The 16,693-nt window shown below is 52.7% G+C and carries 11 protein-coding genes; all 11 read right to left on the bottom strand.

Annotation, left to right across the window (positions count from 1 at the left end):
- Positions 1-21: 21 nt before the first annotated feature.
- Positions 22-1,689, bottom strand: a complete 1,668-nt coding sequence (locus tag GCWU000342_RS08780) for a glycoside hydrolase family 13 protein (protein ID WP_045001166.1) — start codon at positions 1,687-1,689, stop codon at positions 22-24.
- Positions 1,690-2,118: 429 nt separating this feature from the next.
- Entirely contained in the window at positions 2,119-2,988 is an 870-nt protein-coding gene (locus tag GCWU000342_RS08775; protein ID WP_006907050.1) for a carbohydrate ABC transporter permease, read from the bottom strand.
- Positions 2,988-4,037: a carbohydrate ABC transporter permease gene (locus tag GCWU000342_RS08770; protein WP_006907049.1), complete on the bottom strand. Its 1,050-nt coding sequence runs from the start codon at positions 4,035-4,037 to the stop codon at positions 2,988-2,990. Before GCWU000342_RS08770 ends, GCWU000342_RS08775 begins: the two co-directional genes overlap by 1 nt.
- Positions 4,038-4,141: 104 nt before the next feature.
- Complete coding sequence (locus GCWU000342_RS08765; protein WP_006907048.1) at positions 4,142-5,446, bottom strand: ABC transporter substrate-binding protein; 1,305 nt, start codon at positions 5,444-5,446, stop codon at positions 4,142-4,144.
- Between the two features lie 316 nt (positions 5,447-5,762).
- Positions 5,763-6,956, bottom strand: coding sequence for an AI-2E family transporter (locus tag GCWU000342_RS08760; RefSeq protein ID WP_006907047.1), 1,194 nt, complete (start codon positions 6,954-6,956; stop codon positions 5,763-5,765).
- Between the two features lie 114 nt (positions 6,957-7,070).
- A complete protein-coding gene (locus GCWU000342_RS10045) occupies positions 7,071-7,763 on the bottom strand; it encodes a phosphatase PAP2 family protein (protein WP_006907046.1) in 693 nt (230 codons plus the stop codon).
- A 126-nt stretch (positions 7,764-7,889) separates the two neighbouring features.
- Positions 7,890-8,678 carry a hypothetical protein gene (locus tag GCWU000342_RS08750; RefSeq protein WP_006907045.1) on the bottom strand — a complete coding sequence of 263 codons (789 nt, stop codon included), beginning with the start codon at positions 8,676-8,678 and terminating at the stop codon, positions 7,890-7,892.
- A gap of 76 nt (positions 8,679-8,754) precedes the next feature.
- Entirely contained in the window at positions 8,755-10,158 is a 1,404-nt protein-coding gene (locus GCWU000342_RS10040; protein ID WP_006907044.1) for an MFS transporter, read from the bottom strand.
- Between the two features lie 12 nt (positions 10,159-10,170).
- Positions 10,171-10,407 carry a hypothetical protein gene (locus tag GCWU000342_RS10570; RefSeq protein ID WP_156784539.1) on the bottom strand — a complete coding sequence of 79 codons (237 nt, stop codon included), beginning with the start codon at positions 10,405-10,407 and terminating at the stop codon, positions 10,171-10,173.
- Positions 10,408-10,531: 124 nt separating this feature from the next.
- The gene (locus GCWU000342_RS08730; RefSeq protein ID WP_006907042.1) at positions 10,532-11,155 is read right to left on the bottom strand and encodes a class I SAM-dependent methyltransferase; all 624 of its coding nucleotides are present in this window, start codon (positions 11,153-11,155) and stop codon (positions 10,532-10,534) included.
- A gap of 367 nt (positions 11,156-11,522) precedes the next feature.
- Positions 11,523-16,493: a Cna B-type domain-containing protein gene (locus GCWU000342_RS10035; RefSeq protein ID WP_006907041.1), complete on the bottom strand. Its 4,971-nt coding sequence runs from the start codon at positions 16,491-16,493 to the stop codon at positions 11,523-11,525.
- Positions 16,494-16,693: the final 200 nt, after the last annotated feature.

Raw genomic sequence — 16,693 nt, 5'->3', positions numbered from 1 at the left:
TCCCCCGGCGCACTGCCCCTCTTATACCTCAAGGACATAGGCCTCATAGGGCGCCAGCTTCCCGTCATGGATATCGTGCTCAGATATATTCTGAATCAGGACTCTGCCCTTCGCGAAATCCGACGGAATTTCGTACTCCCTCTCGTGTCCGGACAGATTCGCCACGACAAGCATTCTCCTCTGATCCAGCTCTCTGCGATAGACAAAGAGGTCCGGATCCTCCGCCAAAAGCAGCTGATAGTGCCCGTAGACAATCAGGTCTGAGCTGTGCCGAAGGGCTATCAGCTTCTGATAGTAGTGGAAGACGGAGTCCTTTCGGTCCATCTGCTCTTCGGCATTGACCCTGACATAATTGGGATTGACGTCGATCCAGGGCCTGCCGGAGGTAAAACCGGCCTGGGGAGCATCGGACCACTGCATCGGTGTCCGGGCATTATCCCTGCTCTTGTGAGCGATCTTTGGAAGCAGGTCAGCCGGGTCCATTCCTGCCTTCTCAGTCAGTTCATGGTAAGCGTTGATGGACTCCAGGTCGCGGAACTGGTCTACGGAAGTAAATCCCACATTGGTCATTCCCAGCTCTTCCCCCTGATAGACATAGGGTGTCCCCTGCATCATGTGCAGCACCGTCGCGATGGCCTTGGCACTTCTCTCCCGATACTGGTCTGAGTCGTCCCCCAGGCGGGAGACAATTCTGGGCTGGTCGTGATTGCAGAAGTAGAGGGAATTCCAGGCGCAGCCGTCCAGTCCCAGCTGCCACTTGGTCAGATTCTCCTTCAGGGGCACCAGAGGCATCTTCCTGGTTGACCACTTGTAGGGAACATGCGGATCCTCGTCCAGCCCCACGTGCTCGAACTGGAAGACCATGCCCAGCTCCGTCCCCTGACTGTTCGCGTATTTCTTCGCTTCATCCAGGGTGACGCCTGCCGTTTCTCCCACAGTCATGATGTCAAATCTGGAGAGAACCTCCCGGTTCATTTCCTGCAGGTAATCATGTACATGAGGGCCATTGGCCACGGCGTCAAAGGCTCCGTAGATTCCGCCGTTCGTGGGGGCATCCGCGAAGACCTCTGGCTTGGAGATTAAAGAGATGACGTCCATGCGAAAGCCGTCGATCCCCTTCTGACACCAGCGGGTCATCATATCGAAAATATCGCGGCGGACCTTCTGATTGTCCCAGTTGAGATCCGGCTGCTTTTTAGAGAAGAGATGGAGATAGTACTGGCCCGTCTTCTGATCCCACTGCCAGGCGGAACCGGAGAAGGCGCTGCCCCAGTTGGTCGGCTCATGTCCGTCCACCGGATCTCTCCAGATATAGTAGTCTCTCTTTGGATTATCGCGGCTCTTTCGGGACTCCAAAAACCACGGATGCTCGTCTGAGGTGTGATTGACCACCAGATCCATGACCAGCCGGATTCCGCGAGCATGAGCCTGCTCCAGGAGCTCATCGAAATCCTCCATCGTCCCAAACTCATCCATGATATCCTCGTAGTCACTGATATCATAGCCGTTGTCATCATTGGGGGACTTGTAAACCGGGGAGAGCCAGATGACGTCGATCCCCAATTCCTTCAGATAATCGAGTTTGGATGTGATTCCCTTTAAATCACCGATCCCGTCTCCATTGCTGTCGCAAAAGCTGCGAGGGTAAATCTGATAGACGACGCTTTCCTTCCACCAGGCTTTCTTCATGATTTTTCCTTTCTCTCTCCGCTCCTTTCGCGGGAGGTCATGCTTCTTTTGGCTTCTTCTGAATCTCTTCTGATGAATCTCTTCTGACGAATCCCGATTGACTGTTTTTCCTTCCGTCCGAGCCTGTTTCCAAGATTTCCTGCATAAGCACATTACCACACACGAAAGGGTCTTCACAAGAGAAAAAGCCCGCAAAAAAGCATAAAAAGACTGTGAAAAAACGCCAGGCAATCCGTCCTGTACCGCACCACTTTTGACATGGATGCGGCAGCCGACTTCTGTCTTTGATTTCTTCACAGTCTCTTATACTTTGTCTCTTATATTTCGGCCAGCAAATCCGCCTGCCGTAGAGCATTGCAATGGCCACTCAGCGCACTGACGGCAGCCTGATCGCAACCATTCCGTCCTCAGAGAACATTGTAAGGGACTTTAACCCTTGACGGCTCCCTCGACCATGCCCTTCATGATCTGCTTCTGACCGATCAAAAAGACGACGATCATGGGAACGATTGCCAGAAGAGCCGCCGACAGGATCAGGTCCCACTGCTTGACATAGGATCCGACGAAGGCCTGCACGGCGACGGGCAGGGTCTTAATCTTACCGTTGAGTCCCAGCATCAGAGAGGGGAGGAGGAAGTCGTTCCAGATCCACATTCCGTTTAAGATGGTGACCGTCGTAATGACCGGCTTTAAGAGCGGGAGGATAATCCGAAAGAAGGTCCCCTCGGGAGAACAGCCGTCAATGGCCGCCGCCTCTTCCAGATCATAGGGAACTCCCTTGATGAAACCGGTCAGGATGAAGACTGTCATCGCTCCTCCGAAGCCCAGATAAGCGAAAATAATGCCGGGAATCGACTGCAAAAGGCTGATACCCACGAATTTCCCCGCGTCCCGGAAGGTCGAGATCAGAGGAAGCATAACAACCTGGAAGGGAATGATCATGGACGCGATAAAGACCATGTAAATGGCCGCGGCCCACTTCTTGCGATTGTTTCTGGAGATAACCCAGGCCGCCATGGATCCTAAGACTGCCAGAAGCACCAGAGAGCAGACTGTGATCACAACGGAGCTCCCGAAGGCGGACCAGAAGCGGAAGTTCGAATTATTGACGACACTGTGCAGGTTGCTGATCAGCTGACTGAAGGAAGCCCCCGCAAAGGAGATCGGGTTGGCCACAATGGCGCTCTGCTTCTTGAAGGCGTTTAAGACAACCAGATAGAAGGGAAAGAGAATATAGACCGCAATCACGATTCCCAGAAGGGTTAAGAGGATTTTCTTGATCTTGCTTGACGTACTCATTACAGCTCTACCTCCTTACTGTTCATCGTTCTCACCTGGATGAGCGATACCGCCGCCAGGATAATAAAGAAGAGGACTGCCTTGGCCTGGCCGACCGCGTAGCTGTTCTTGGAAATGGCCGTATTATAGATGTTCAGGGCCAGCATCTGGGTTCCGTTGGCCAGGTATCCGCCCAGGAAGCCATCGACGGATCCGGTTCCGTTGGTCAGAGCCATGTTGACGTCGAACTGCTTGAAGGCGGAGGTTAAGGTCAGGAAGGTGCAGATGGTAATGGTGGGCATGATCAGGGGAATTCGCACATGGAACAGAACCTGTTTGGAATTGGCTCCGTCGATCGAAGCCGCCTCGATCACATCCTTGGGCACCTGGGTCAGACCGGTGATGTAAATCAGCATAATATAACCGGCATACTGCCAGATATAGACGATGATAATTCCCAGCATGGCCGTCTCTGTATTGGCCAGGAAGGAGGTCTTGGTCATCTGAATCAGGACATTGTTGAAGACGAACTGCCAGATATAGCCGAGTACGATCCCTCCAATCAGGTTGGGAAGGAAGTAGGCAGCCCGAAAGAAGCCCGTTCCCTTGATCGCGGAAGTGCAGAGCAGAGCCAGCGCGAAGCCGATCAGGTTGACCATGATAATATTCAGAATCACGAAGAGGAATGTGATCAGTACGGACCAGAGGAAGGCCGGATCGTGGAACATACTGGAATAATTCGCCAGCCCCACGAACTTAGTGATCTTAATCCCCGTCCAGTCCGTAAAGGAATATCCCACGCCGAGAACCAGAGGGATAATCACCGTCACGGCAAAGGCAAAGACCAGGGGAAAGAGAAAAATAAAATAGACAATTCCCCTGTGGTACTTCTGGCTGGGGAAATGGTAGAGGCCATAGAGAGCAGCCAGAAGACCGATAATCAGCATTGCTCCTCTTGCGCCAAATTTTATCCCTGTAATATCAATGATCAGCGCGCCTACCATAAGAACAATTCCCGTGGTGAGCACGCCGATGGAAATAGGTTTTCGTATCGCGGAAGTCTTATTCATCCCTCTTCCTCCTAACTCTATTCCGGTGCGTATTCTGCCGGATTGATTGTCAGTTCTGAAACTGGAAAAAAAGGGGGGCCAGGCCCCCCTATTCCAAGCAGCGCTTACTTGCTGTAATAATCCTTGATCGTTGTCGCCATCTTATTGGTGAAGTCCTCAGGAGTCGCGATCTTGCCCTGTGCGAAGTCGTTGAAGACCTGACCAAGCGCGTTCTGAGCCAGACCCTCCTTGTTTCCGGGCCAGGTCCAGCCGGAGGTCTTGCCAGCCTTCTGATAATCGGTCAAGGTCTGAGCGAAGGGATCAGACGCAACGTACTTGGAAGACTTGAAGGGGCTTACAAATCCAGCTTTTTCAACCAGAATCTGCTGTCCCGCATCACCCGCGCACCACTGGAGGAACTTCTTGGCGGCATCGCTGTTGTCGTTCTTGGTGACAGCCCAGTAAGATGGAGAGTCAGACTCCAGACGATCCATACCTTCCTGGAAAGCGTATGGGAGAATACCGCACTTGAAGTTGCCGGCCGCCTTATAAGCGTCCTTGTCATCCTTGCCGGTCATCGTCGCGCCGATCCAGGAGCCCTGGGTAACAAAGGCGTACTTGCCGGAGGCGAAGTTCAAGATCTGCTGATCATAGGTACCTGAAACCAGGAGATTGGGATCAGAGTACTTGTTAAAGAGGGCGACCATCTTGGAGAAGTCGTTGAAACGGGTCTTGTCGATCTCTCCCTTGGAGAGCATATCAAAGTACTTGGTATCCCCTCTCTGTAAGCCCCCGTCCTGGTATGCGGAGAAGATGTGGTTTCCGGTAGACCAGTAGAGGTTGACCGGCTCAGCGGAATAGCCCAGCACTGCGGTCAGTCCCAGCTCGCTCTTCTTGGCGTCCAGGGTCTCGAAAGCCTTCTTCATGCTCTCAGGTCCGGTAATGGACTTGGGGTCAATGCCCGCCTTCTGCAGAATGTCAGCGTTGTAGCAAAGGCCGATCGCCTCCTGGGTATAGGGGAAACCGTATACCTTGCCGTCCTCCTTGTAGGCCAGCTCCGTGTCCTTGGTCCACTCCTGGTCACTCAGGTCAACGATGTTGTCCGTCCAGTTCTTGAAATCACTGGAGCCGCCGCACACAAAGATGTCGGGCATATTCCCGGCCTGGTTGTAATTCTTCAGCTGGCCCTGGATATCGACTCCGCCGCCCATGGACTCGATGGTGACCTTAGTCCCGGTCTCCTTCTCATAGGCCTCGGCCAGCTCCTTGAGCTGAGCATCAACCTCGATCTTACCGTTTACCAGGCGAAGCGACTTGCCGGAAGAATTGTTATCACCGGATGAGGACCCGCCGCCGTTCCCGCCGCAGCCGGCGAACACGGAGGCAACCATGCAGGCTGCCATTACAAGAGCTAGCGTTTTTTTCTTCATATTCCCTCCTACTATGACCCAGTGAAAAAACGATTCCAACGTTTCAAAAACAACCGGGTTCAATGTTTACAAGAGGTATTATAGCACTTTGCTAAGGTCTTCCACGAAATATTGCCCTCTCCCGGTTAATTTGGTTAGGCTCACAGATTTCTCCTCTGACTTTTGTGCATTTTGCCAATTGAAAACCTTTCCAATATCGTTTATAGCCCTACTTTTCTTCAAAAAATGGTCATTTTGTCAGTATTCCCCTGAGATTGCTCCTTTTCTGCCCATAGGATTCGGTAAAATTCTGAATTCTTCAAAATCAATCGCGCAATCACTCACGCGTCTCTTTCTCCCCGTCTGTCGCCCTGTCAATCTTCTTGCCCAGTTTCTCATCCGTCTCCTCGCACCGCCAATCGACCAGCTTATCAAAATAGATGCGAATCAGAGAAGCCACAGGAACGGCCAGAAACATGCCGGTCACCCCGCCCACCGCGGATCCGACCAAAAGAGCCGCGATCACGAGAACCGGGTGAACCGATACGGCATTGGAGAGAATACGGGGATTGATCACATTGCCGTCAATCGTTGTGACGACGAAGACCGCGATCAGGGCGATCAACAGCTTGCTGTGATCCTGGGCGAAAACGCAGACGAAGGTCACGGAGACGTAACCCACGGCCGGCCCTACATATGGGATCAGGTTTCCGATTCCCATCATCATACCGATCAAGAGGGCATAGGGGACCTCGATCAGAGACAGGATAATGGACATGGTCACACCGACGAAGACGGCGTCCAGCAGCTGACCCCGGACATAGCCGATGAAGGCGTGCCCGGCATTTCCCAGAAACTCCATGAAGTAGCTGTACTCCCGCTCAGGCAGGATAGACTTGGCCGCCTTGGTCCAATAGGCGATAAAGCCCTCATGATCCGCCATGAAATAGATGGAGAAGATCAAGCTGAAAAAGGCGGTGGTCATGAATCCCGTGACCCCTTTAGCCGCGCTGGTGGCGGAATTTCTCGCCCAGTTGGAGGCGTTATTGACCGCCTCCTGGAGGAAGGACCGGTCGATATGAAAACGGTCCATCACCTCCGTCACCAGACTCCAGATCCCGGAAATCGACTCCTGGAAATTGTTGGCGATAATCTTCAGGTTCTCCACACTGACCGCCTGCAGACTATTGGTCAGAGAGGACAGAAGCAGGGAGGCCACAAGGAAGAAGACCAAAAGCGCGGCCAAAACCGTAATTGCCACGGAAAGACCGCGCGTCCTATGCTTGCGCAGAATGGGGACGTGCGAGAACCCCCTCTCCAGCCTGTGCACCACGGGCGAGAGCAAAAGGGCCACCATGATCCCGAAGACCAGGGGCTTTAGGATTCCTGTAATCCACCCGATGAAGGTGCCCGCCTGCCAGAGGATCGTATCCATGTGCCGATAAGCCCAGACCATAATCAGCATGATCAGAAAGGTCAGGAGAACATAGCGCATGATTTTATTGAGAAAGTTATCGTTGAAATTCTTCATGGTTGCCTCTTCTTCTGACAGATTTTACTTAGAAAGCAGCCCGGTCCCGTCGCGGCCTTTGGCTTCTTTCATCCTTTAGCCCATGATACGTATCGGGCATTTTCATCCTTCGGCTCATGATGAGGCTTTTTCCCCTCTCCCCAGATTTCCCAGGTGGAAGTGACAGGCAAGGGCATACGAAAAAACGGCCAGAGCAATTCCCGCCGGAATGTCGATGATAAAATGCTGTTTGGTCGTCACCGTACTGATGAAGATCAGGATGCAGAATATGCCGGTAAAAATCTGGTATTCCCTGGAGATCTCAGGCCTCTTATAGACCACCAGAAAATAGGAGGTCGAAATCAGACAGTGAAAGCTGGGAAGAAGATTGGTCCCATAGGTCAGCCCATCCGCGGCATAGGTCCACTGTAAGATTCCGTTGAAGAAGCCCGGGTTATTGTTGAGCAGTCCCTCCGCAGCCCGATTCATCCCTGTGGGATAGAGAACGAAGACGGCTGCTCCGATCAGCTCCGCAATCACGACCCCCGCAATGAAGTCACGATAGTGCGCCTTGTCCACCTTCGAGGCCGCGATCGGTCCTATAATCCAAAAGATATGGCTGAAGAGATAGATGATAATCCAGAACTCCGGCTGCAGGGGGATCAGATCGTCCAGCAGGGGGATCTTGGTCGTATGCCAGACCACCCCCACCCGCTCCTGATACATACGGATCTGCTCATAGAGCAGGTTCTGCAGGGCATAGAGCAAAACAGCCGTCAGATATCCATACAGTGGGCAACCCAGCAATTTTTTTTCGAGGAATTTCATGAATTCGTTTCCTTCATATGTTTTTTAGTAAATCTTTTTGTCCCTTTTTTACCTCCTTAGTTTAATCGGTCGGGAGCGGAAAAGCTACTGTTACCTAACCGGCTCCTCACCTGCCTCTACAACCTCTTATTCTTGTTCGGTATCATCCAGTTCCACATAGGTCTTCTGACTGGTGAACTTCCCCTCCTGCACTTTCTTCGCGATTTCTTCCTCGCTCATACCGGTCGCCGCCTTAATCTGCGCAATGGCAACATCCTGATAGATATAAGCTCCCTTGGGATCACAGAGGAAGAGATCCGAATAGCAGACCGTGCGGTTCAGATCCAGAGGCTCTACCTCGATTACTTCAGCCGCTTCCATAAGACCGCTCCCTGTTCTCTTTGCATCCTGCAGCGCTGTCAGAAAAACCTCCAGATTCCCTTCAAAAAAGTCTGTCAGGATCTGATGGACTTTTGCACTCTTCTCATAATCTGCCAGAAGTGCCTTAACCTGATCTGGGCTCATGTAGACGCCGGCAGCGTAATTCTCCGTCAGCTTCTCATGCTTTGGTGATGGAATCCAATCCGGCAGGAAACTCCTCCAGGAACTGCAGTACTCCCCCATCTGCGGCTGCCTGTCTAGAAGGAAAGAGTAAGCCGCGCCGCGAACATACTGGTATCTGGTAAAGAAACCACTGATGACAGCCATTCCATAGAGCAGTCCCTTTTCGGTCGGCTGATTGGGATCCCAGCTGGCCAGAGTCTTCATGATATCAATGTACTTCTCCGCGAAGAACTTCTCCTGCTGCTTGCTGCGTTCCTCAGCGACCCTCCGGATAAGGCTGTCATCGCCCTCTCTCAGCGCCTTCATCGGCGCGAAAAACCACGCTTCCATCTCATCCTCTCGAATAGGATGATAACTGATATCAAAGCCCATTTCCCCTCCTTATCTCCCTTGACCGTCCGTCCTCTGCCTGCAGAAGATGATGACGAACGTCCTCCGAATTCCCCTCTTATAGCTCTCTTATCTGCTCTCCCCAGCGGAGGAGGGCCAGATAGGTTCCCAGGCTCAGGCACATGGCCAGGGGCAGAATCATCATGCCCATCCCGTATCCGACCCGGGCAATCACAAGTCCGAAAATAGCATTGAACGCAATATCAAACAGGGTTCCTGCACTCATAATCGCCCCCGTCGCAGTTGTTGTCAATTCCCTGTGAAAGTAGAGCTGAATGCACATTGTCATGGTCGGGTAAATGACAGACAGACCCAGCCCTGCCGCGAACAGGAGAAAGAAGGCCCGCTGTCCCAGAACAAAGGACAGGATGTAAACTGCCGTACCGGATCCAAGAAAAATCAGAAGCGCCTTTCGAATTTTCAATTTGGCGATCACAGGGGCGAAGAGAAGGCGTCCCAGCATCATACCCCCGTAGAAAAGACTGGGGATGAGGACCGCGTCCCGGGCGCTCATTCCCAGTCCGTCACGGCAGTAGATATTCATCCAGTTCATCACCCCGTGCTCGCCGATAAAGTAGGTGCCGAAAATAAGAATAAAGAGCCAGAAGGCCGGTCTGTGCAGAATTATGATATAGGGAGCTTCTTTTTCTTCCGGATAGGGAGGCTTCTTTCTCTCTGAGGCCCTCCCGGCGGCTTTCTGAGGAATTCCCTCTCTTGCCTCCGCCCTGTCCTTCTTATGGATGTTCCCGGCCGCCTCCTCGCTGACCTTCCTACTGAGTTCTCCGACTGTCTTCTCGCCGACTTCCCTACTGATCTCTCCGGCCGTCTCCTCGCCGACTTCCCTACTGATCTCTCCGATCACCTCCTTGCGGATCCTCCTGTCGTATGAGAGACCGGCATCCCCGGATGACAGCCTTGCGAAAGCGAGCAGAGCGATGACCCCGATCAAGAGGAGGCCCAGGCTGACCAGCTTCCAGGCCAAAAAGGAGGTCGCAAGGCGTCCGATTCCGCCCTGGGTAAGCGTTGTCCCAATCGCCTGGATAAAGAAGAGAATATTGATTGCGGCCCCCGGCACTGTAAAAAGACGCGGACTCATGACATTCATCAGCATATTCAAAAGGGTCGAGGTCCCCATGGCGAAGAAAACGCCGACCAGAAGAGCCGGGTAGTGATCGGTCAGAAGATAAAGTGCCTCCGCGCCTATCCAGCAGCAAAGGGAGCCGCAAAACGCCCTCCGAAGGCCGAAATGATCGGAAAGCCTCCCTCCCAGGAGCATGAAGACGAAATTCCCCATGTAGCTGACGGTAATAATCAGGGACAGCTGCGAGGTGTTGAGGGCAAAATGCTCTCTGAACACAGGGGCAAAGACGCCCCGCAAGGCGTCGCTGCTGCCCAGCCCCAACATCAGGAGTCCCAGGATCAGATAATAGGCTATCGTCCGGCTCTCAAATTTTGATTTCACGATCTCTTTCTCTCATTCTTCCGACAGCTCAGAAAAGCAGTCATTTCTCACACGGCGGCAGGACTCAAATTTCACCGCCTCGCCGAACGCACCCCCTGCCTTGTCCGCGAAACGGACGGAACAATTCTCCATCGCCAATCCATCCACATGACGGAACAAAAAGCCGCTGCTGGGGCGCGCTTCGATTCCCTTACCATAGCCCGGCCGCAGGTCATACATCCCCTTGGGCCACCTGGACTTGCTCGACATGCGCACCTGCACATTACGAAGATAGACATCCTGTATTCTATCATCTTCTCCGCCGGCTTTTCCTTCAGATTCTTTTCCGGATTCCGCGCCAGATTCTTCTCCGAATTCTCCGCCTGCTCCTCTCCTATTTTTTCGCGATAAGGACAATCCAGGGCTTTGAGGGGTGGTGGATCGCCTTGATCTTGGAGAATCCGGCCCTCATAAGATCCGCCTGAATTTCTTCCGATGTATAGCAGCGCATGCCATCGATGATCTTCTCAAAATGCCTGCCTGCCGCGTCCATCCCGTCGCACTCATTGACAATCAGGAAAAACCCGCCCGGGCGCAGGACGCGGGCCACCTGTTCAAAACATCTTTCCAGTCCGGGCCAGAAGTAGATGGTCTCAAAAGCCGTGGCCAGATCAAATGTTTCTGGATCGAGACTCAGCTCCGAGACGTCTCCCCGAATAACCCGACATCTTCCCTCCTCAATCTGCTTTTGGTTATATTCTCTGGCCTTCTGTACAGAAAGAGGAGAATAATCGACAGCCGTCAGCTGAGCCGCAGGGTATCGCCGCAGCAGCTCTCCCGCGTTTCTTCCCCCTCCGCAGCCCAGATCTGCAATCTGCTCCGCCTCGATCCGCGGCAAATGCCGCATGCCCCAGTCCGCCATCTTCGCGTGACTGCGGTTCATACCGGAAATCATAACTTTCCCCAAAAAGCCTGCCGGCTTCCTGGTCTGATTAAAGAAATCTCTCAACAGTCCCATCTTTCCCTCCTTCTTCCTGCTCTCTTTTTTGCACCTTTCCCCTCTGCGTCTCTTTTAACGAAAGAGTACGAAAAGAGGTGACCTCTAAAGGTCACAAAAAAGCCGATTATCTGATCTTTTTCTTGCGCGTCTGCTGTTCATCATCTGTTATGCGAAGCTAACGCTTGTTTAGATTATGACCTATTTCCGCCCATTTGAAAATATCCATATGATGAGGACCGCATTGCACATACATGTCAGAAACTGCGTACGTCTCAGCGCCATGAACACTGGCAATAAACCGCACAGAGACAAAGCGCACAGGAAAGAGCGCGCAAGTCATCAGACTCGCGCGCCCTTTCTCTCAATCAACTGTTTTCGTCTGTGGTTACCTGGTCTGTCTTCTTCTCTTTCCGGCCAGAAGGCTGGCAGCTACTGCCGCAAGAAGCAGGAGCGATCCATAGAGAGGAAGGTTGCCCAGATCTCCTGTCTTCGGAGCCTTGGGGTTCCTGGGAACGACATTGGGCTTGGGTGAAGGCTTGGGCTGATCCTGGGTATTGGTGATCACAAAGCCATTGGCAGCATCTCCACTAATGCTTGTCGTATAACCGGCAATCGCCTCCTCCTCAATGGTGTACTTGATCTCCTGACCATCCTTGTACTGGTCCAGGTTGGCGAAGGTGTACTGCCATTGATTGTCCCTGGACAACTTCTGGCTATCCACCTTCTGTCCGTCCGCGTAGAGGTTTACCGTGACGAACTCTGCAGGATCTCCGATCCACTTCTTAGTCACTGGAACAGAGACCTTACCGGTAATGGTATTGGTCACCGTAAAGCCATTCTCTGCCGTTCCGGAAATGCCAGTCACATAACCCTCGACCTTAACCTCGTCTAAGGTGTAGGCGATCTCATGACCATCGTTGGCGTCATACTTGGGCAGATCAGCAAAAGTGTGCTTCCAGCCCGTATCCTTGGTCAGAACAGCGGTGTCCTTGACGGTGCCGTCTGCCAGGAGCTTCACGGTTGCCGAATCGGCCGCCTTGCCGACCCAGGTCTTGGTCACCGGAATGGAGATCTTCTCCGTATTGGTGTTCTTAACCGTGTAGCCGGAGGTCATATCGCCACTGATCTCAGACTTGTAGTTGGCGATCGGGTCTTCCTTGATCGTGTACTTGATCTCAACGCCATTCTTGTACTTGTCAAGATTAGCGAAGGTATGCTGCCACTGGTTGTCTGCGTTTAAGGTTACAGACTCCTTCTCGACCCCATCCGCGTACAGATGAATCTTCGCGGAATCAGCTCCCTTGCCGACCCAGATCTTGGTTACCGGAACAGAGACCTTACCGGTGATGGTGTTGGTCACCGTAAAGCCATTCTCTGCCGTTCCGGAAATGCCAGTCACATAACCCTCTACCTTAACCTCGTCTAAGGTGTAGGCGATCTCATGGCCGTTGTTAGCGTCATACTTGGGAAGATCAGCAAAAGTGTGCTTCCAGCCCGTATCCTTGGTCAGAACAGCGGTGTCCTTGACGGTGCCGTCTGCCAGAAGCTTGACGGTCGCGGAATCGGCTGCCTTGCCGACCCAGGCCTTGGTCACCGGAATGGAGATCTTCTCCGTATTGGTGTTCTTAACCGTGTAGCCGGAGGTCATATCGCCACTGATCTCGGACTTGTAGTTGGCGATCGGGTCTTCCTTGATCGTGTACTTGATCTCAACGCCATTCTTGTACTTGTCAAGATTAGCGAAGGTATGCTTCCACTGGTTGCCTGCGTTTAAGGTGACAGCTTCCTTCTCCGTCCCGTCAGCGTACAGATGAATCTTCGCGGAATCAGCTGCCTTGCCGACCCAGGTCTTGGTTACGGAGACAGAGACCTGACCGGTGATGGTGTTGGTCACCTTAAAGCCATCCTTGGCGTTCCCGGTGATTTCGGTCTTATAGCCCTCAACCTTGACCTCGTCCAGCTTGTAGGCGATCTCATGGCCGTCATTGATATCATACTTGGGAAGGTCCGCAAAAGTATGCTTCCAGTTCGTTCCCGCGGTCAGAACAGCGGTGTCCTTGACAGCGCCGTCGGCCAAGAGCTTGACGGTCGCGGAATCGGCGGCCTTGCCAACCCAGGCCTTGGTCACATCAATAGAGATCTTCTCTGAGCCGGTATTGGTAACCTTAAAGCCCGTGTTCGCGTCTCCGCTCACCGCGGACCGGTACTGCCTGCCACCGATCTGAATCTGATCGTTGGCATCCAGGCCTTCCTCCTTGACCGTATAGTTATATGCCTGATGGGTCGCCGGATCCTCTGAGGCGATGTTGCTGAAGCTACCCTTCCAGTTCTTGGCAGCGTCCAGGGTAAGCACTTCATTGGTCGCCTGTCCGTTCCGGTAGAGACGAACCTGTACTGAGTCCGCGCTGTGATCTACAGCAGCGCTGCCCAGATCCTTCCAGACCTTCTCGACCGGGATATCCACCGCGGTCGTCTTGAAGCTGACGGCAGCGGACTGTCTGGTCAGTGTGGATGTATTCCCGTCGATATCGTAGTCCAGGACAGGAGAGATGACATTGATCTTCCCATTATAGGTCGGTGAAAGAGTCGGACTGACCTCATAGTTCAGGTCAATGGTGCCTCCATCCCCAATCGCCAGAGCCTTTGTCGATTCAAAGACAGCCATATCTGCCTGTGCGGGATCTGTCACCACATCATAATCGCCGGGCTGAGGTGCCTGATTCATGGAGTAGGTCTTACCCGGGTGGAGCTTGATATACTTGACCGTGAAATTGGAGGTCATACTCGTGTCGGTCAGTTTCAACGGCCACTGGGTCTTGCCTTCCGGATGGTATCCCAAGCCGTTGTTCTTGTTCTCTGAGAAGAGCGGGACATAGAGCGTTGTGTGCTTGACTGTCTTGGTCGTATTATTGCGCACAACAATCCTCTGCGTCACCTTGCCGCCTCTGTCAAGAACCGGTGTCGTTGCTTTCTTCGTGCTCTCTGAGCTCGGATCATAGATATAGGTCTTGGGCCCCTGGTCTCCGTCCGGCACAATCAGTTTGGAATCCGCTCTGACCTCATAGGCCTGGTTGACCTTAATCCCGCGTTTCTCTGACAGAGAAGACATGGTCTCTCCGCCGTTGACGGCGTTACCGAAATCAGCCGTATACTTTTCCGTTGTCGAATTGGCGCTGTCCCAACGCATGCCCTTAAGCTTGGCTCCGATATCCTTGAAATCCTTGGTGGTCATCCCGAGAAAATCATTGATATGGTAGGTACCGACTTTGGCGTCCGTGTTGGTCGTCACATCCATGCTGATCTCAGATGTCTTCCAGGTGAAATCAGGCTGATACTGGCCCCTGGTCTCCTGCCCGATATCAAGGGTATACTTCCATACCTTGACCTTCTCGGTACCATGCATGAACTCACCTACATAGACGGGCTTGGACAGTTTTCCATTGGTTACCTTGAGGTTGGAGTAACTGAATCCCTCGGGCATCGTCACATAGAAGACAGGCTCCTGCAGGGGATTCCAGTCCCAGTTCGCGTCGCTGGTCTTACCGGAGATGTGGAACTTATCTCCTCCGTTGATCTGGGACTTGTCAATGGTTCCGATCCCGTTGACAACCTTGGGAGGTCCTGATTTGCCCAGCACTTCATAGGTATTCGCAGCCTGAGGCGTGGTTCCCGTGTTATAGAACTTAATGGTACTCTTGACGTCGGCATCAGTCCCCTTCTTCCAGCTTCCGAAGACGCCGCCGGGCATATATGACCAGCCGTAATAGGCGCTCTCATCAATGAAAGCTGAATTGCGGCCGCCGGGCTTGACATTGTAAGCCTTTGTCTCGGGATTATAGTCGTAGTTGGTATTGTCCTCATACCTTATCCCGTTCCAGCTTCCGGGGATCGTCCCGAGATCAACCTTGATGGTCTTGATGGAGTCGTTGATCCCCAGACCCAGGTCGGTATTCTTAATTAGAGTCGAAACCCCATCGTGCTGGAGTGAGTTCGGATCAATCGTCCCGCTCCTGCCGTCTGCGGAAGTCCAGGTCAGCATTCCGTAATGCATCCCGGCCGCATAAGGGATCGTGACGCCACGGATAATCGCCGTATTAGCTTCATCCAGATTCATCTCCAGAGTTTTGGGACGAGAGGCGGTACCCATCTCATTGCGAATCATCAGACCGCCAAAGCGCACGTTATAGGTGTCATACTTTTTCTTGGCCCAGTTAGGCATGGTATCGCGCACATTGACCTTGGTGAGAAGCTCCGGAGTGGAACCGTCCAGAATGGTGATCGACAGATCCTGCTCCTTCGTCGTAGAAGTCCGGCCGATATTCTCGTTCCAGACTGTCTGGCTCAAATTCTTGAGCTTGACGGGGAAGGTTGAACCATTGGGACGGGTCGTTGTGCTCGGAACTGTGAATCTGGGTTTCAGACTCAAATTGCCCATAAGACGCCCGCTCTCCGGGAAGGTCACCCTCGTCGTCTTGTTGGTCCCATCATCTGTGGTGGCGCCAATGACGCCGTCCATGTGATAGATGCTGTCCTCTCTCAGTCCATCGAACTGTATGTCGCTGGGATAGACGACATCAATTGTAGTGCTGCTTCCGGCCTTGGTCAGAAATCCTGTTCCGGCCCCGGTTGTCCCTACAGACAACTGGCTGGTCTGTCCGCCTTTGGTGACAACCTCTGAGCTGACATCGGGCCAGAAGCCGAGTGTCGGTGCGTCCTTCGCGTTGACCGGATAGGACTTGGCGTCGACAGAGCTGCTGCTGTCTGTCCGCAGGTTCAGCTTGATGACATTGGCGAGAATCTGGTTGGCGTCCATATTCTCATAGGCGTCATCCAGGCGGAACTGAATCTCCTTGGTAGAGGCAACATTGGTCAGGGAGTACTTGCTCTTAAATGAAATCTTTCCTGTCTTGGATTTGCCCACCGTCGGAGGAGTCGCGGACGGATCTGCTGTGGACGCTGGATACCCATAGGGTGAGTCCGCGTTGCCCGTCGGCGACAGAGTCAGCTCCTCAAATCCCGTACTGCTGATCGGTCCTGTCTTCCAGGTTGAACCGGGCAGAGACATATAGTAGAGTCCATTGCCCAGGGTCAGATCCATATAGGTATGGGAGAACTGCAGACCAGCCGGTACGGAGTAGGCTACATTCAGATAGTAGTCCTTTCCCGCCTCCAGACTGGGCTTCCCGCCAGCCAAAAGATCTGCCTTGACATTTCCTGCCGTGTCTGTCACTTCAATTTTCGTGAATTTCAGGCCGGTCGTGTCTTCTGCGTGTACTGACATGGTATTACTGAATATCGTAGTGACCATTGTCAGCAAGGAGATGGCAAAAGCCAATAGTTTCTTTCCTTTTTTCATAACACTCCTTTACTGATCTGCCTTTTAAAAAGTTGCCTGCGCTTCAAAGGACATTATACATTTTTCACACTTTTTTCGCAATTTCTTTTTTAACAAAACACATTTCCCGCGAGGATTCAATTATGATGAACCAAAAATGACTGTCCAACTCGCTCTTTCCCTCAATGGAAAGATACGAGCTGGACAGTCGATCTCTTATC

Source organism: Shuttleworthella satelles DSM 14600 (assembly GCF_000160115.1).
Lineage (GTDB): Bacteria > Bacillota > Clostridia > Lachnospirales > Lachnospiraceae > Shuttleworthia > Shuttleworthia satelles.
The sequence above is the reverse complement of the archived record's forward strand: the minus strand, read 5'-3'. Positions and strand labels throughout refer to the sequence as shown.